12 protein-coding genes are annotated in these 16,510 nt (G+C 73.4%); 1 reads left to right on the top strand and 11 read right to left on the bottom strand.

Going from position 1 to position 16,510, the window contains the following annotated elements:
- Positions 1–9 precede the first annotated feature (9 nt).
- The 11 genes from IAG43_RS10610 to IAG43_RS10560 form a co-directional block, all read right to left on the bottom strand.
- Entirely contained in the window at positions 10–2,547 is a 2,538-nt protein-coding gene (locus IAG43_RS10610) for a serine/threonine-protein kinase (protein ID WP_187740505.1), read from the bottom strand.
- The gene (locus IAG43_RS10605) at positions 2,544–3,881 is read right to left on the bottom strand and encodes a hypothetical protein (RefSeq protein WP_187740504.1); all 1,338 of its coding nucleotides are present in this window, start codon (positions 3,879–3,881) and stop codon (positions 2,544–2,546) included. The genes IAG43_RS10610 and IAG43_RS10605 overlap by 4 nt, the downstream gene beginning before the upstream one ends.
- 72 nt (positions 3,882–3,953) lie before the next feature.
- Positions 3,954–5,018: a glutamate ABC transporter substrate-binding protein gene (locus IAG43_RS10600; RefSeq protein ID WP_187740503.1), complete on the bottom strand. Its 1,065-nt coding sequence runs from the start codon at positions 5,016–5,018 to the stop codon at positions 3,954–3,956.
- 11 nt (positions 5,019–5,029) lie between these two features.
- Positions 5,030–6,454, bottom strand: coding sequence for a hypothetical protein (locus IAG43_RS10595; RefSeq protein WP_425508585.1), 1,425 nt, complete (start codon positions 6,452–6,454; stop codon positions 5,030–5,032).
- Positions 6,455–7,209: 755 nt separating this feature from the next.
- The gene (locus IAG43_RS10590; RefSeq protein WP_187740502.1) at positions 7,210–8,196 is read right to left on the bottom strand and encodes an N-acetylglucosamine kinase; all 987 of its coding nucleotides are present in this window, start codon (positions 8,194–8,196) and stop codon (positions 7,210–7,212) included.
- Positions 8,187–9,452 (bottom strand): 6-phospho-beta-glucosidase, encoded by a 1,266-nt coding sequence (locus tag IAG43_RS10585; protein WP_187740501.1) that lies wholly within the window; start codon positions 9,450–9,452, stop codon positions 8,187–8,189. Before IAG43_RS10585 ends, IAG43_RS10590 begins: the two co-directional genes overlap by 10 nt.
- Positions 9,453–9,457: 5 nt before the next feature.
- Positions 9,458–10,366, bottom strand: coding sequence for a carbohydrate ABC transporter permease (locus tag IAG43_RS10580; protein ID WP_187740500.1), 909 nt, complete (start codon positions 10,364–10,366; stop codon positions 9,458–9,460).
- A gap of 3 nt (positions 10,367–10,369) precedes the next feature.
- On the bottom strand, positions 10,370–11,335 hold the full coding sequence (locus IAG43_RS10575) for a carbohydrate ABC transporter permease (protein ID WP_187740499.1): 966 nt from the start codon (positions 11,333–11,335) through the stop codon (positions 10,370–10,372).
- A complete protein-coding gene (locus IAG43_RS10570; RefSeq protein WP_187740498.1) occupies positions 11,335–12,672 on the bottom strand; it encodes an ABC transporter substrate-binding protein in 1,338 nt (445 codons plus the stop codon). Before IAG43_RS10570 ends, IAG43_RS10575 begins: the two co-directional genes overlap by 1 nt.
- A 70-nt stretch (positions 12,673–12,742) precedes the next feature.
- Complete coding sequence (locus IAG43_RS10565) at positions 12,743–13,945, bottom strand: ROK family transcriptional regulator (RefSeq protein ID WP_187740497.1); 1,203 nt, start codon at positions 13,943–13,945, stop codon at positions 12,743–12,745.
- 148 nt (positions 13,946–14,093) lie between these two features.
- Positions 14,094–15,164, bottom strand: coding sequence for a mechanosensitive ion channel family protein (locus tag IAG43_RS10560; protein WP_187740496.1), 1,071 nt, complete (start codon positions 15,162–15,164; stop codon positions 14,094–14,096).
- A gap of 251 nt (positions 15,165–15,415) precedes the next feature.
- Between IAG43_RS10560 and IAG43_RS10555 the strand changes: the two genes are divergently transcribed.
- Positions 15,416–15,952, top strand: coding sequence for an HNH endonuclease (locus IAG43_RS10555; RefSeq protein WP_187740495.1), 537 nt, complete (start codon positions 15,416–15,418; stop codon positions 15,950–15,952).
- The last annotated feature ends 558 nt before the right edge of the window (positions 15,953–16,510 follow it).

Genomic DNA, 16,510 nt, shown 5'->3' with positions numbered 1-16,510 from the left:
GCGCCATCATCACACCCACGTCCGGGGGCGGTAGCGGTTGGCCCGCTCCACCAGCTCTATCCGTTCCTCGCCCCGCTGGGCGAGCCGGGCCAGGACCCGGTAGGAACGCTCCAGCCCGAAGCGCAGACCGCGCTCGTCGAGCGGGCTGCCGAGCAGCACCGACGGTCCCTGCGGACCCGGCGCGCCGGCCGCGCCGGGCGCCGCCGCGGACGGCCCGGCTCCGGGACTACCGGAGATTACCCAGTCGAGCGCGGTGCCGAGCACCTCGGTCGCCAACTGCTCCCGGCGCACGGCGTCCAGGCCGAAGGCTCCCAGCGCCTCCACCTGCGCGGCGGCCGCGGAGAGGTCGGCCAGCAGCGCTTCGTGGGCGGCACGCCGGCGCAGCCTCGACCGCACCGCCGCCACCCGCGCGGCCGTGTAGTGGATGGACGCCTCGGGCACCGACTCCAGCGTCTGCACGGCCCCCGTCCGGTCGCCCGCCGCGAGCTGCACCCGGGCGAGACCGAAGGCCGCGCTGACGAAGCTCGGGTCGGTCGTCCACACCAGGCGGTAGTAGTCCGCCGCGTTGTCCAGCTGGCCGAGTACCTCCGCGCACAGCCCGAGCGCCAGCTTCGGCGCGCACTCTCCCGGGAACGCGTCGTACACCGCGTCGAAGGAGAGCGCCGCCGTCTCGTGGTCGCCGTGCACCAGCGAGGCGACACCCCGGTACCAGACGACCCGCCAGTCGTCGGGACGTCCGCCCTCCAGGGTGGCCAGCGTCCCCGAGGCCGAGACCAGGTCGCCCAGTTCCAGCCGGGCGCGCAGCTCGCGCAGCAGCGTCTCGGTGGAGCTCGCCGGCACGGCCTGCAGCGCGGCGACGAGTTCGGCGGGGGCCGAGGACATCAGGCCGGCGAGGAAACCGGCGTTGGGGTCGTGGGGATCGACGCGGGGCACCGGCAGGGCCAGCGCGCCGGCCCGGGCGTCCAGCGGCGCGAGCGAGGCGGCCGCCGGCGGGGCGGAGGCGGCCGGGCCCCGCTGGGCCGGGAGGGCCGCGCCCGGCACGAGTGCGGGGGCCGGGCGGGCGGCGCGTCCGACGCGGCGTGCGCCCAGCGCGGAGACGTCGTCCGCGAGCTCGGCGAACAGCTCGGTGTCCGTCACCCGCAGTTCGGTGCCGAAGAGGGTCGACAGCGCGGGGCGGGGCCGCCCCGTCTGCATCGCGACGACCTCCCGCAGCACCCCGGTGAGCTGGTCGGCCATCTCCTGCGCGGAGGCGAACCTGCGCGCAGGGTCCGGGTCGGTGGCCCGCACCAGCAGGCGGTAGAACGACTCGTAGGCGCGGAAGACGGGGATGTTCTCCGGGTCCGGCAGGCTGTCCACGAAGACGTTCGTGTAGCCCTGGAAGTCGAACGTCATCACCGCGAGCGTCCGGGCCACGGTGTAGAGGTCGGAGGCGACCGACGGCCCCACCTCCGCCACTTCGGGCGCCTGGTAGCCGACGGTCCCGTAGATGGCGGACTCCTCGTCGTCCATCCGGCGGACCGCGCCCATGTCGATCAGCTTCAGCTGGTCCTGCTGCTGGATCGCGTTGTCGACCTTGAAGTCGCAGTAGAGGAGGTTCCTGCTGTGCAGATGGCCGAGGGCCTCCAGCGCCTCGATGCCGTACGCGCAGGCCTGCTCGACCGGCAGCGGATCCCGCCTGCCGTCCGGGCCGCGGCGCGCGTTGGCGATCTCCTTCAGCGACTTGCCGCCGACGTACTCCATGACGATGTAGCCGTCGAGGGAGCCGGTGCGCTGGTCGAGGTGCTCGACGAAGTTGTAGATCCGCACGATGTTGGAGTGCTCGATCTCGGCGAGGAAGCGCCGCTCGGAGATCGCCGCGGCCATCGCGTCCTGGTCGCCCGTGTCGAGCAGGCCCTTCAGCACCACCCAGCGGTCGGACACGGCCCGGTCCACCGCCAGGTACACCCAGCCCAGGCCGCCGTGGGCGAGACAGCCCGCGACCTCGTACTGGCCGTGCACGATGTCGCCGCCCTTGAGCTTGGGCACGAAGGAGTACGGGTGGCCGCACTTGGTGCAGAAGCCCTCCGTGCGCCCCGGCCGGTCCCCCCGGGCGCGCCCGACGGGCGCCCCGCAGTCGGAGCGGGAGCAGAACCGCTTGCGCTCGGGGACCTCCGGATCGGCCATCACCGCGGACCGCGGATCGGGTCTCGGCACCTCCGGCACGGAGACCAGCCCCGCGCCGAGCCGGTTGCGTCCCGAGGCCGCGGTGGACGAGCCGGAACTGCGCACCGACACCGAGCGCGAGGACGCGCTGCCGCCCGTCAGCGAACGCGACAGCCGGCCCGACACCGACCGGCGCGACGTCGACGACCGCGACGACGCCCGTCCGCTGCGCGCCGACACCGAGTCCCGTCCGCCGCCGGCCACTCCGGTGGGCGGCGACGACACCATGCCCGTCGGCGACACCACGGGCGCGAGCCCGCACGTGTCGCAGTACATCTCGCCCCCGCCCATGTCCTCGTAGGAGCCCTCGCAGCCGGGGCGCTGGCAGTTCGTGTTCTCGCTCATGAATCCCCCCTGCTGTCCTCGGGGCCGTGCCCGTCCTGTCGCGGCGCGAGCATCTCCGCCGCCGTGTGCTGGTAGCGCAGCACGGCCTGCTCCGCGACCCGCAGGTCGCAGGGCGCGCTCCAGAGCATGCGCCGGGCCGCGTCGTACCGCTCGACCAGCAGCGGGTCCTCCGCCATACCGTGCCGGGCCACCTTCGCCTTGTACGCGTCGAGCCGGCCGCGCAGTTCGGCGCGCACCGCCAGCGGCGCGGTGACCGCCGTCAAGGACTCCCGGGCCCGGTGCAGTTCGTCCTCCGCGTCCCGTTCCAGCGCGTCCAGCAGCGGGGACAGCCGGTGCCAGCGGGAGTGCCGCCGGTGCTCGGCGGCCGCGACGAGCCGCTCCTGGAGCGCGGTGGGCGGCCCGCTGACCGCGGGCACCTCGGACGCCGCGATCTTGGCCAGCACCTCGCCCCGGGCCGCACGGGCCTCGGCAAGGGTGCGGTCGGCCCGGGAGAGCACGTCGCGCAGCCGCCGCAGCCGCTCCTCCGAGTCCTGCCGGACCTGGAGCACCGCCTCGATCTCCCGGCGGACGTCCTCCAGGTCACGCGCCGCCCGGTCGTACCGGTCGGTGTCGGGGCGGCCGCCGCCCGGCGCCGAACTGCCCGCCGCGGGGCGCCAGAAGGCCAGCGGGTCCGAGACCACCTGCGCGCGCAGGGTCGCCAGCTCGCCGGTGATGGACTCCAGTTCGTCGCCCGAGGGGTGCTCGCCCGGCCGTACGCCGACGGAGTGGGCGAGCGAACGGGTACGGCGCAGCTCGGCGGAGAGGAGGTCTATCCGGGCGGGCAGGGCCGACCACACCGCGTCGGCCGTGATGATCGTGTCGAGCGAGGCCGCGTAGAGGGCGTTCATCCGGGCCACCAGCTCCTGGAGGGTGAACTCCTCCGAGAGCACCGCCGGGCCCGCGAGGTCCGGCGACGGCGGCACGGCCTGGCCCGCGACGGTGACGCTGCGGCCGCGCAGCCGCCCGGTCAGCTCGGCCAGGTCCTCGCGGCTGGACCAGCGCCGCCTGGCGCGCAGTTCGCGCATGGCGTCGAGGGCGCCGGAGTAGGCGTCGAAGTACGTCCACAGCAGGCTGATCGACTGTTCCGCGGCGGCCCAGCGGTCCCGGGTGACGCCGGTCAGGTCGGCGCCCTCCAGGAGTCTGCGGCCGGCGTGGTCCTGGAGTGCCAGGAGCGAGGTCTCGACGGCCTCGTGCTCCGCGCCGAGCCGCGCCAGCGCGCGGTCCACCTCGTCCCGGTCCATCACCGGCCCGTGCGGCGTCCCCGCCGCGCCGGAAAAGGGTCCCGCGACGCCCATCGATCACCTCTCCGTTCCGTGCGTGTCCTGTCCTCGGGCGGTGCCCGTCCCCGTCGTCCCGCCCCGGACCCGTCAGTCGCGGTACTCGGGCCGCGGCGGCGCCGTGATGCCCGGCAGGTCGTCCTTCAGCCAGCGGGTGTACGCCGCCATCCAGGGCCCCTTGCGGTACTCGTCGAGCACGTGGTTCACCCGGCGGACCACGTCGTCCTTGCCGAGCTTGGTGGCCACCCCGTAGAACTCGGTGGTGAACGGCTCGCCCTTGAGCTCGACGGAGGGGTCCTGCGCCGCCTGCCCCGCCGCCAGGGCGTTGTCGGTCACGATGGCGTCCACGAGACCCTGCTGGAGCCTGACCAGGCAGTCCAGCTGGTTCGGCACGGTGAGCAGGTCCTCGTCCTGCGGGCCGCCGTCGTGCTCGTCACGGAAGGTGGCGCCGAAGGCGTTCCTCTCCATGGCCTCGTACGCCGTGGAACCCTCCGCCGTGCACACCCGCCTGCCCTTCAGGGAGGCGTCGTAGCCGGTGATCTCCTGGCCCTTGGGCGCGAGGACCTGCTGTCCCGCCTGGAAGTAGGCGGTGGAGAACGCGACCTGCTCGATGCGGGCGCAGTTGATCGTCATGGTGCGCACCACGATGTCGACCGCACCGCTGTCCAGCGCGGCGATCCGCTGGTTGGTCGGTATCGCGCGGAAGATGATGGCGTCCTCGCTGCCGAGGATGTCCGCTGCGATGGCACGGGCGAGGTCGATGTCGAAGCCCTCCAGCCGGCCGGCCGACGCCTTGGCGGTGCCGTCCGCGGTCTCCTCGGGGTCGAGGGGGCGGCGGAAACCCCACTGGTAGCTGTTCTGGTCGACGCCGACGACGAGCTTGCCGCGCTCCTTGATGGCGTCGATGTTCGGTCCGCCGCCGGCCGACGGGCGCAGGGACGCCTCGGGGTCGGTGCAGTCGTCCGCCTTCGCCGGCAGGGAACTGCCGTGGCGGGCGGGCTCCGCGTCCAGGACGTCCGCGCCTCCGTGGGAGAGCGGCAGCAGCGTGACGGCGGCCGTCAGCGCGCAGGCGGCGGCCATGCCGGCGACGCCGCCCCAGCCCCGCAGCCCGGCCCGGAGCCCGCGCCGGCGGACACCCGTCGGCTCGTCGGTCATCGCTGCCCCTCTCACCGGTACTCCGAAAGCCTGCGGTTGATGCCGAGCACCGCCGCCACCGCGCCGAGCACGGCGAGCAGTGCCGCACCGGCGGCCAGGCCCGTGAACGCCGATCCGGCGGCCTTCGCGGACGCGGTGAACTCCTGCTGCTCGTGCTCCAGCGCCTCGGCGAGGGCCGTGTCGAGGGCGTCGAAGGACTCGTTGGTCGACCCCTCGGCGCCGATGACCCGCTCCACCGCGCCGTCGTAGTCGCCGCCCTGGTCGGCCCTGGTGACGCCGGCATGCCTGGTCCGCCAGGTGGAGACCGTCCCGGCGGCCTTCTCGACGGGCTCGCGGCCCGCGGTGTCGTCGGCGTGGCGGAGCGCGGAGTCCAGGGAGGTGCCCAGCCGCTCCATCGCCTGGGCGTACTCCACGGCGTACTTGTCGCTCCTGCCGTCGTCGGTGAGCACCGCGCCGCGGGCGACCAGGGTGAGGTTCTCGCTGGCGCGGGCCTGGAGCGCCTGGATGCGGGCCTCGCTCAGCACGTCGAGCGAGCGCTGCGCGTGCATCTCGGCGTCGTCCAGCCTGGCCCCGGCGAGGGCCTGGGCGCCGACCAGCCACACCGTGACCAGACCCGCGGCGACGGTGGCGGCGAGCAGCCCGCGGTTGAACACCCGATGGGTGCGGCGGTAGTTGCGCCGCTGGGCCCAGCCGAGGAAGGCGAGCGCGGCGACCCCCGTGGCCACCGACGCCAGGGGCCAGAAGCGGGCGTCGTCGTAGTCGGCACGGAGCCGGGAGGACTCGGCGAGGTGCAGCTTGCGCGCCGCGGGCAGCAGGTCCTCGGTCATCAGGTCGCTGGCGAACCGCAGGTACGCCCCGCCGAGCGGGTGGCCCAGGCGGTTGTTGGCGCGCGCCGTCTCGATGTAGCCGGTGTAGCGGGGGAGATGCTCGTTGAGGTGGGCGATCTGGCGGCCCGACTCGCTGTCGGCGTCCGTGTGGGTGGCGGCGGTCACCAGCAGCCGGGAGGCGCGGGCGATGTCCTTCTCGTACCGCTCCTTGACCTCCCGCGGCTCCTCGGCACCCGAGAGGAAGCCGGTGGAGGCCGCGGTGTTGGCGTCGGCGAGGGAGCGGTAGACGGAGGCCGCGTCCCGGCTCAGCGGCTGGCTGCGGCCCACGACGTCGTCCGCGGCGGCCTCCCGGTCGGAGACCTCCAGAGCCGTCACCGCGCCGAACACCACCAGCAACGCGGCGAGTACGGCTCCGATGATCTGGAGCCGGCCCGGCTCGGTCGTCGCGGCGGTGCGCAGCCGGCGCACGATCTCGGCCCGGGTGCCGGCTGCCGGTCCGCCCGGCGGAGCGGGCGGCTGCGCGGGCACAGGAGTGTGCGCGGGCACCGGCGCAGGCGCGGGTGCAGGAGCCGGCTGAGGCGCGGTGCCCACCGTCGGCGGGTGTGTCACGTGACCTCCCCCTCGGTCGATGACGGCCCGCTCCCCAGCGGGTCCTCGGATGACTCCCGGCCAGCAGTATGGCCGTAGGGGACTGCTTCACACCAGAATTGACTGGATCTTGATCGACTCGTCGCGGCACACGGCGACGACCGCACCTCCCTGGCCCGCCCCCCTGTGTCCCCACAGTGAATACGCTCCCCGCCGCCCGGCGGTTCCCGCCGAACGGGTGAATCCGGGGTGGGGGGTTGCCCGTGTGGGGGGTCGGTTGCCGGGGTGCGGCCCGGTCCTGTGGGGCGCGTTGCCCGTGCGCGGGGTCGGCTGCCGGGGTTCACGGCCCCCGTGCGGGTGGGCGGCCTCGGCGGGGGCTCTGCCCCCGTGCCCCCGCGCCTCAATCGCTGGCGGGGCTGAAGAGAGCTGCCCGTGTGGGGGTCGGTTGCCGGGGTGGGCCCTGTCCGGTGGGGTGCGTTGCCCGTGCGCGGGGTCGGCTGCCCGGGGTCACGGCCCCCGTGCGGGTGGGCGGCCTCGGCGGGGGCTCTGCCCCCGTGCCCCCGCGCCTCAATCGCCGGCGGGGCTGAAGGAGTTGCCCCCGCGCCTCAATCGCCGGCGGGGCTGAGGGGAGCGGCCCCCGCGCCCCAAGCGCCGGCGGGGCCGACAGTGCCCGCCCGAGCGGGACTTCGCCCCGCGGGAGCGCCCGGCCCGCCCGGGTGCGGACGCCCCCGGGCGGGCCCCGCGGGGGCGGGCCCCCGTTCCCGCCGCACGGGGCGTCACGTGCCGAAGTGGGCGCGCAGTCTCGCGTGGGCCTCCGGGAGGGCGGAGGTGCGGTCGAGGCCCAGGAGGGCCGCGCCGAGCACCGGCGGGGCGGTCACCACCCGCACCCGGGCCCTGGGGGCCCGGCGTTCCAGCAGTTCCGCGATGTCCGCGTCCAGTTGGGGGTGCCGGGCCGCCAGGACGCTGCCGCCGAGCACCAGGGGGGTCTCCTCGCCGAGGAGCCCGAGCCGGTCCAGCGCGACGGAGGCCATGGCCACGATCTCCTCGGCCTGACGCCGCACCAGCGACCTGGCCACCCGGTCTCCGCCGGCACTCGTCGCGAAGAGGACCGGGGTCATCTCGTGACGCCGGGCGGCCGGCACCCTGCCCAGGTGCAGCGCCTCGATCAGCGCGTACACGGACTCCAGCCCGAAGTGCGCGGGCAGGGCGCGGGCGAGCGCGGTCGCCTCGCCCCGCCCGTCCTCGGCGCGCGCCGCGTACCAGAGCGCCTCCTCGGCGAGGCCGCCGCCGCCTCCCCAGTCGCCCGAGATCTTCCCGATCGCCGGGAAGCGCGCGGTGCGCCCGTCGGGCAGCATGCCCACGCAGTTGATGCCCGCGCCGCACACCACGGCCACCCCGCGGGGCTCGTCCACTCCGGCGCGCAGCAGCGCGAAGGTGTCGTTGTGCACCTCGGTGACGCCGCCCCAGCCGCGGGCGTGCAGCGCCGCGGTCAGTTCGGCCTCCTCCACGGGCAGGTCGGCGTTGGCGAGCGCGGCGAGGACGAGGCCGGGCCGCTCGACGGGCGTGCCCGCCGCGACGGCCGCGGCCCGTGCGGCGTCCACCGCCTCGGCCAGCACGTCGACGGCGGCCCCGACCCCGACCCGCGGGGGCTGGAAGCCGCCGGCGCGGGCCGTGGCCAGCACGGTCCCGTCGGCGGCGACGAACGCGGCGTCGGTCTTGCTGTTGCCGGCGTCGATGGCGAGGACGGCCGCGTTCACGCCCACGCGAGGTGCTCCCGGTTGTGTGCGAGCAGGCTGTCGGTGAGCCGGTCCGCGTAGTCGTACTGGCCGATCAGCGGATGCGCGAGCAGGGCCCGGAAGACCCGGTCGCGCCCCCCGCGCAGGGCCGCGTCCAGGGCCAGGTCCTCGTACGCGGTCACCTGGGCGATCAGCCCGGCGTAGAGAGGATCGAGCCAGGGCACCGGAAGCGGTGCGGCACCGTCGGCGCCGACCCGGGCCTGCACCTCGACGACGGCGTCGTCCGGGAGGAACGGCAGCGTCCCCCGGTTGAGGGTGTTCACCACCTGCACCCGGCCGCCCGCCCCGCCCAGCAGGGAGGCGGCGAGGTCCACGGCCGCCTCCGAGTAGAAGGCTCCGCCGCGCTTGGCCAGCAGTTCGGGCTTCTCGTCCAGCGAGGGGTCGCCGTACATCTCCAGCAACTGCCGCTCCATGGCCGCGACCTCGGCCGCCCGCGACGGCTTGGTGCGCGACTCCTCGACCACCTCGTCGTGCGCGTAGAAGTAGCGCAGGTAGTAGGAGGGGACCACACCGAGGCGTTCCAGCAGGCTGCGCGGCAGCCGCAGGTCGGCCGCGACGGCCTCGCCGTGCTCGGCGAGCAGCTTCGGCAGCACGTCCTCGCCCCCGGGCCCCCCGAGGCGCACCCCGGTCTCCCAGGTGAGGTGGTTGAGGCCCACGTGGTCGAGGTGCACCTGCCCCGGTGCGACGTTCAGCAGCTTCGCGAACTTGCGCTGGAGGCCGATGGCCACGTTGCACAGGCCGACCGCCTTGTGGCCCGCGGACAGCAGGGCGCGGGTCACGATCCCCACCGGGTTGGTGAAGTCGATGATCCAGGCGTCCGGGTTGGTGCGGCGCACCCGTTCGGCGATGTCCAGGACGACGGGCACGGTGCGCAGCGCCTTCGCGAGGCCGCCCGCGCCCGTGGTCTCCTGGCCGACGCAGCCGCACTCCAGCGGCCAGGTCTCGTCCTGCTGCCGTGCGGCCTGGCCGCCGACGCGCAGCTGGAGCAGGACGGCGTCGGCGCCCTCGACCCCGGCGTCCAGGTCCGAGGTGGTGACGATGGTCCCGCCGTGGCCCTGCTTGGCGAAGATCCGCCGCGCCAGGCCGCCGACGAGCTCCAGCCGGTCGGCGGCCGGGTCGATCAGGACGAGTTCGGTGATCGGCAGGGTGTCGCGCATCCGCGCGAAGCCGTCGATCAGTTCGGGGGTGTAGGTGGAGCCGCCCCCGACGACTGCGAGTTTCATTGTTCCTAGCCCTTCACTCCGGTCAGGGTGACGCCCTCGATGAACGCCTTCTGCGCGAAGAAGAAGACCACGATCACCGGTGCCATGATCAGCACCGTCGCGGCCATGGTGAGATTCCAGTCGGTCTGATGGGCGCCCTTGAAGGACTCCAGGCCGTAGCTCAGGGTCCAGGCGGCCGGGTTCTCGGAGGCGTAGATCTGCGGTCCGAAGTAGTCGTTCCAGCAGTAGAAGAAGTGGAAGAGGGCCACCGCCGCGATGGCGGGCTTCGCCATCGGCAGCACGATCCGCACCATGGTGCGCAGCTCCCCGCAGCCGTCGATGCGGGCGGCCTCCGTGTACTCCTTCGGGATGGTCAGCAGGAACTGGCGCAGCAGGAAGATCGTGAAGGCGTTGCCGAAGCCGAACGGGACGATCAGCGGCCACAGCGTGCCCGCCAGGTCCAGCTGCTTCGCCCAGAACAGGTACATCGGCACCACGACCACCTGCGGCGGCAGCATCATCATGGCGATGACCAGCATCATCGCCAGGTTGCGGCCCCGGAAGCGGAAGACGGCCAGCGCGTAGGCGACCGGGATGCTGGAGCCCACGGCGAGCACCGTGCCGAGGCCCGCGTACAGCAGGGTGTTGCGCCACCAGGTCAGGAAACCCGGGGTGTTCCAGACGGTCGCGAAGTTGCCCCACTCCCAGGTGTGCGGCCACAGGTCGCGGGTGAGCGCCTGGTCGTCGCTCATCACGGCGGTGAGGAAGACGAAGAGGAACGGGAGCAGGAAGAAGAGAGCGGCGGCGACGGCGAGCGAGTGGACGGCCACCCACTCCAGCGCGGCCCGTCGCCGGGCAGCGCGCCGGGCGGCGCCGGTGCCGCCGGTCCCGGGAGGGGAGACGGCCGGTGCCGGCGGGGTACTGGTCAGGGTCATCGGTCAGTCCTCCGCCGACAGGAAGCCGGAGCGGCGCCGCATCAGCACCGCGGTGAACGCCATCGCCAGGGCGAACAGCACCAGCGCGACCACGCACGCCGCTCCGGTGTCGAAGCGCTGGAAGCCCAGGTTGTAGACGATCTGCGGGACGGTGAGCGTGGTCCGGTCGGGATAGCCCGGTTCGAACTGCTGGCCGGAGCCGCCGATCACCCCGCTGGCGACCTTCGCGGCCACCAGCGGCTCCGTGTAGTACTGCATGGTCGCGATGACGCCGGTGACGACCGCGAAGAGCACGATGGGCGAGATGTTCGGCAGGGTGACGTGCCGGAACCGCTGCCACGGCCCCGCGCCGTCCAGCTCCGCCGCCTCGTACTGCTCCTTCGGCACGTCGAGCAGCGCGGCCATGAAGATCACCATCAGGTCGCCGATGCCCCACAGCGCGAGCAGCGTCAGCGACGGCTTGGACCACGCCGGGTCGGTGAACCAGCCGGGCGCCGGCAGCCCCAGCGACTCCAGGATCGTGTTCGCCGGTCCCGTACCGGGGTTGAGCAGGAAGACGAACGACATGGTCGCGGCGACCGGCGGGGCGAGGTAGGGCAGGTAGAAGAAGGTCCGGAACAGCCCGGCACCCGTTCTGATCTTCGTGATCAGCAGCCCGATGCCGATCCCGAAGAGGACCCGCAGCGACACCATCACGGCGACCAGCCACAGCGTGTTGCGCAGCGCGGGCCAGAAGAAGGGGTAGTCGCCGAAGACGTACGCCCAGTTCTTCAGGCCCACCCAGGTCGGCGGAGCGAACCCGTCGTACTTCATGAAGCTGAAGTAGACCGTCGACACCAGCGGGTACGCGAAGAAGACGGCGAAGCCGACCAGCCAGGGGGAGAGGAACGCGAGCGTGCGCAGCGCGTTCCTGCGGCGCCGGGCCCGCAGCCCCGGCGCCACGGCGCGGACGGCCTGGACGGCGGCCATCAGCGCGCCTGCTCGTTGTCCTTGTCGACCTGGGCGTCGGCCTTGCGCAGCCCGGCGTCCAGGTCCTTCTCCCGGCCGGCCTCCCAGCGCACCCCCAGGTCCTGCGCGGTGAGCAGGAACGCCCCGCCGTTCACCGAGGAGGGCGCGTGCGAGCTGCCCGGGTGCTGGGCGATGGAGACGAACGTGCGGTACAGGGGATCGTCGCCCAGGTCCGGCGACTTCAGCGCGGCCTGGGTGGAGGGCACGTTGTGGATGGCGTTGGCGAAGGAGACCACCGCGTCGGTGTCGGTGGAGAGGTACTTCACCAGCTCCCAGGCGGCGTTCTGCTTCTCGCTGACCCGGGCGATGCCGAGGATCGTGCCGGACAGGTACCCCTTGCCGTACTGGTCCGCCTGGTCGTCGGGGACGGGGAACGGCGCGGCGCCGATCTCGAAGTCCAGCTCCGCGTCCGAAGCCATCTTGCCGCGCCACTCGCCGTCGAGCTGCATGGCGACCTGGCCGGTGTGGAACGGGTGCTTGGGGCCCCACTCGTCGCCCAGCGACGCGCGGAAGCGCTCCAGCCGCTCGTAGCCGCCGAGCCGGTCGGCGAGCTTCTTCTGCCAGGTGAACAGCGCCTTCACGGCCGGGTCCCCGGCCAGGGCGGACTTCCCGTCCGCGTCGAAGTACCGGACGCCGAACTGCGAGGCGTAGTGCTCGAACGTGGTCTCGTAGCCCTGGAAGTTGGGCATGAAGCCGAGCTGCTCGTAGGTGTCGCCCTTGCGCTTGGTGAGCTTCTCGGCGACCGCGTCGAACTCGGAGAGGGTCTTCGGCGGGGCGGTGATCCCTGCCTCGGCGAACGCCTTCTTGTTGTAGTAGAGGCCGTACGCGTCGCCCAGCAGCGGCACCGCGCAGCGCTTGCCCTCGTGCTCGGTGTACTTGGCCATCTGCGGCAGGAAGGTGGCCGCCGGGTCGATGCCGGACTTGTCGAGGAACGGCTTCAGGTCGGCGAGCGCCCCCGTGGTGCAGAAGCGGCCGACGTTGTCCGTGGTGAACGAGGAGACGACGTCGGGCGCCTGGGAGCCGCCGGCCCGCAGCGCCTGGTTCAGCTTGTCGTCCGTGATGCCCTTCACGGTCTTCACCGTGATGTTGGGGTGCTTCGCCTCGAAGGATCTGATGTTGGCCTCGATGGCGGCGACCTCGGAGGGCGCGGACCAGCCGTGCCAGAAGGTGAGGGTCGTCCGCGCCTTCGGATCGTCCGGCGCGGCGTCGCCGGCCGACCCCGTGCAGGCCGTGGCGAGGAGCGATATCGCGGCGGTCGCCGCGAGCGCGGCGGCCGTGGTCCGGCGGATTCTGGGCATGGCGGTGTCTCCCTGTGACGAAGGGCCGGGGGAAGGGGGAGAAGCGGGATCGGAGGGCGGGACGGCGGGGTCAGCGCGAGGTGTCGAAGACCTCGTCCCGGGTGGTGGCCAGGGCGCTCTCCAGCGCGCCGCGCAGCACCGGGCCGTGCCGGACGGTGCCGGAGACGAGCCGGGGGCGGGGCGCGGCGAGCTCGGTGAGCTCGGCCGCGACCCGGGTGCGCAGCGGCTCGCCGCCCGCGGCGATGACGTCGCCGGAGAGCACGACGAGCTCCGGGTCGAGCACGGCGACCATGGAGGCGAGACCGGTGGCGAGGCCGGTCGCGTAGGCGTCGAGCAGCTGCCCGTACGCGCCCGAGTCGGCGTCGGCGGCGCGCGCGAGCAAGGAGGCGGCGACCTCCGCGTACGGACCGCTGCCGATGTGCTCGATGCCGAGCTCGCGCGCGAGCCGCGGCAGCGCCTGCGCGCCCGCCAGTTCCTGGAAGCCGCCGCTGTTGGCCTTGGCGACCTGCCGGACGAGCGGGGTGCCGGGCACCGGCAGGAAGCCGACCTCGCCGGCGCCGCCGGTGAAGCCGCGGTGCAGCCTGCCGCCGATCACGAGCGAGGCGCCGAGACCCTCCTCGTTCCACAGCAGGACGAAGGTGTCGTGGCCGCGGGCCGCGCCGAGCCGCTGCTCGGCGACGGCGACCAGGTTGACGTCGTTCTCGTACTCGACCGGCATCGGCAGGGCGGCGGCCAGCTCGTCGAGGAGGGCGGGCGCGTGCCAGCCGGGCAGGTGGGAGGCGTACCGGAGCCGTCCGGTGGACGGGTCGAAGGCGCCGGGGGTGCCGACGACCAGGCGGTGGACGTCGGCACGGGTGATGCCGGCGGCCTTGACCGCGCCGTCGAGCGCGTCGGTGACCTGGCGGACGACGCTGTCCGCGCGGCGGCCGGGGGTGGGCAGCTCGTACTCGCCGGCCACCGCCCCGGTGACGTCGGCGACGGCGGCCCTGATCCGCCGCGAGGTCACGTCCAGGCCGGCGGCGTACGCGGCACGGGCGTTGACCGCGTACAGCTGGGCGCTGGGGCCCGGCCTGCCCGCGGTGGTGCCGGTGACGACCACCAGGCCGGCGGCCTCCAGCCGGGCCAGCAGCTGCGAGGCGGTGGGCTTGGACAGACCGGTGAGGTTGCCGATCCGGGTCCGGGAGAGCGGTCCGTGCTCCAGCAGCAGGTCGAGCGCGGCGCGATCGTTCATGGCCCGCAGCACGCGCGGTGTCCCCGGTGTCGTTCCGGCCATGAAGAGCCTCCAGCAGCACACTGTTAGGAAAGTTTCCTAATCGGTAGGAGGCAAGGTAGGGCGCTGGTCGGGGCGGCGTCAACAACCGCGCCCCCGCAGCGACGGGAACGTCGCTGCGGGGGCGCGGTCGCGGAGGTGCTCCCCGGCGCTACTTGGACAGGTTGGTGGGCGGCGGTATCGGTGACGCGGCCAGGGACTGCGGAGAGGTCTGGGAGGCGAACGCCGACGGCGCGGACATGCCCGCCGTGGGGTCGGCGACGGCCTCCTCCGCCTGCTGCGGCAGCCCGCCGACGATCCGGATGCCCTCCGCGTCGAACGCCCGCTTGATCCGCCAGCGCAGCTCGCGCTCCACGCCGAGCGCCTGGCCCGGCATCGTCTTCGCCGCCACCCGGAACGTCATCGAGTCGAGCAGCACCTCGGTCAGACCCAGCACCTCGACAGGGCCCCACAGGCGCTCGTTCCACGGCTCCGACTTGGCGAGCTCGTCCGCGACCTCGCCGATCACGGCCTTCACCCGGTCCAGGTCCTCCGACGGCCGAACGGTGACATCCACGGCCGACGTCGCCCAGCCCTGACTGAGGTTGCCGATCCGCTTGATCTCGCCGTTGCGCACATACCAGATCTCGCCGTTGTCACCGCGCAGCTTGGTGACGCGCAGGCCCACCTCGATGACCTCGCCCGACGCCACGCCCGCGTCGACCGAGTCCCCGACGCCGTACTGGTCCTCCATGATCATGAACACGCCGGAGAGAAAGTCGGTGACGAGGTTGCGCGCACCGAAGCCGATCGCCACACCCGCCACACCCGCCGAGGCGAGCAGCGGTGCCAGATTGATGTTGAACGCACCGAGGACCATCAGCCCCGCGGTGCCCAGGATCAGGAACGACGCGATCGAACGCAGCACGGAGCCGATCGCCTCCGAGCGCTGTCTGCGCCGCTCGGCGTTGACCAGCAGACCCCCCAGCGCGGTGCCCTCCACCGCCTGCGCGGACCGGTTCATCCGCTCTATGAGCTTGGTCAGCGCGCGGCGCACCAGCATGCGCAGCACCAGCGCGACCGTCAGGATCAGCGCGATCCGCAGACCGGTGTTCAGCCAGGTGGACCAGTTCTCCTCGACCCACCCCGCCGCGTCGCCCGCTCTCTCGGCGGCCTCCTCGAGCGTGACGGGGGCGGGTTGCTGAGTGCCGTCCGCGCGTACGGCGGACCAGAACGCGGTCACAGGGGGAACCTCCAGGCGGGCGACGGGGAACCAGGACAACAGTAACGGCGGCCGCCGCACCGCCCCGCGCCCTCACGGCGGCAAGAGACAAGGCTCACCACGAAGGAAGAAAAGGGACACCTGCGCCTGTGGTGCAGAACACCTCCAGCCCGTTACGCGCACGTGGTGGCGTTCGGACCGGCCATGAGGCGAAACTGAAGGCAGATCGTCCCGGCGCGAGCCACGCGCCGCCGGCGTACAAGGAGGCATCCGTGCCGCATGTCCTGGTCCTCAACGCGTCGTACGAGCCACTGGGCGTCGTACCGCTCCGCCGCGCTCTCGTCCTCGTCCTGGAGAACAAGGCTCTCTGCCTCGAGGAGTCCGGCGCCCTCCTGCACAGTGCGACCCGTGTCGTCGCCGCGCCCAGTGTGGTGAGGCTCAAACGATTCGTACGGGTCCCCTACCGGGGGCCCGTTCCGCTCACCCGCAAAGCGCTCTTCGCCCGCGACGGCGGGCGCTGCATGTACTGCGGTGGCGTCGCAACCAGCGTCGACCACGTGGTGCCGCGCAGCCGCGGAGGGCAGCACGCCTGGGACAACGTGGTGGCGGCCTGCCGCCGCTGCAACCACGTCAAGGCCGACCGGCACCTGCGCGAGCTGGGCTGGCACCTGCGCCACCAGCCCGCCCCGCCCAGCGGGCTCGCCTGGCGGATCATCGGCACGGGCCACCGTGACCCGCGCTGGCTGCCGTACCTCCAGCCGTACGGGGCGGAGGATGCGATGGAGCGCATCGACGGGGTGTCGGCGTAGCGTTTCCCGCGTGTGCGGTGCGGTTTCCGCGGGTGCGGTGCACGTTTGGGTGCGGGTGTGTGGGTGGCGCACCCACGCTGCGCGCGGGTTGTCCTCAGACGCCGGACGGGCTTGGGTGCCCGGTCGGGCATGTTTTTCTTGTGCGGGCGGGGGTGGTGCACCCCCGCTGCGCGCGGGTGTCCTCAAGCGCCGGACGGGCTTGGGTTGCACGGCGCTGGTCCGGTGCGTGGAGTGGGGGTTGCGGGTCCCTCCGGAGGCTAGAGCGCCCGCTCGCCCCAGACTTGACCTGCCCTAGCCTGAGGACCGTCGGGCGCTTACGCCTCCTGCGCGCCCCGTGTCCGCGTGGAACGTACCGGCCCGCCGGTGTGGGGGCTGTCTCTTCGTCCGCGGCCCCGGTGGTCGTGAGCATCTTCCGCCGTGTGTGCTGTTTGCGTGGGTGGTCGCGGGACCGGGTGGCTTTCCCACCTCCGCTGCGCGTGCGAGGTGTCCTTGCCGGACGCGAAGATGTACGGGCAGGTACCCACATCGCCTCGTGCCGCGCCCCCGGTCTCGGACGGC

Origin of the sequence: Streptomyces genisteinicus (assembly GCF_014489615.1) — a bacterium.
GTDB lineage: Bacteria > Actinomycetota > Actinomycetes > Streptomycetales > Streptomycetaceae > Streptomyces > Streptomyces genisteinicus.
Note: the sequence above shows the minus strand (reverse complement) of the source record. Positions and strands in the feature narration are given on the sequence as shown.

Bases quoted from the DNA above. Each gene is read 5' to 3' on its own strand.
- IAG43_RS10575 (WP_187740499.1), bottom strand. From the start codon at position 11,335: ATGGCCGCCGTCCAGGCCGTCCGCGCCGTGGCGCCGGGGCTGCGGGCC.
- IAG43_RS10565 (WP_187740497.1), bottom strand. From the start codon at position 13,945: ATGGCCGGAACGACACCGGGGACACCGCGCGTGCTGCGGGCCATGAAC.
- IAG43_RS10585 (WP_187740501.1), bottom strand. From the start codon at position 9,452: ATGAAACTCGCAGTCGTCGGGGGCGGCTCCACCTACACCCCCGAACTG.
- IAG43_RS10570 (WP_187740498.1), bottom strand. From the start codon at position 12,672: ATGCCCAGAATCCGCCGGACCACGGCCGCCGCGCTCGCGGCGACCGCC.
- IAG43_RS10580 (WP_187740500.1), bottom strand. From the start codon at position 10,366: ATGACCCTGACCAGTACCCCGCCGGCACCGGCCGTCTCCCCTCCCGGG.
- IAG43_RS10600 (WP_187740503.1), bottom strand. From the start codon at position 5,018: ATGACCGACGAGCCGACGGGTGTCCGCCGGCGCGGGCTCCGGGCCGGG.
- IAG43_RS10610 (WP_187740505.1), bottom strand. From the start codon at position 2,547: ATGAGCGAGAACACGAACTGCCAGCGCCCCGGCTGCGAGGGCTCCTAC.
- IAG43_RS10605 (WP_187740504.1), bottom strand. From the start codon at position 3,881: ATGGGCGTCGCGGGACCCTTTTCCGGCGCGGCGGGGACGCCGCACGGG.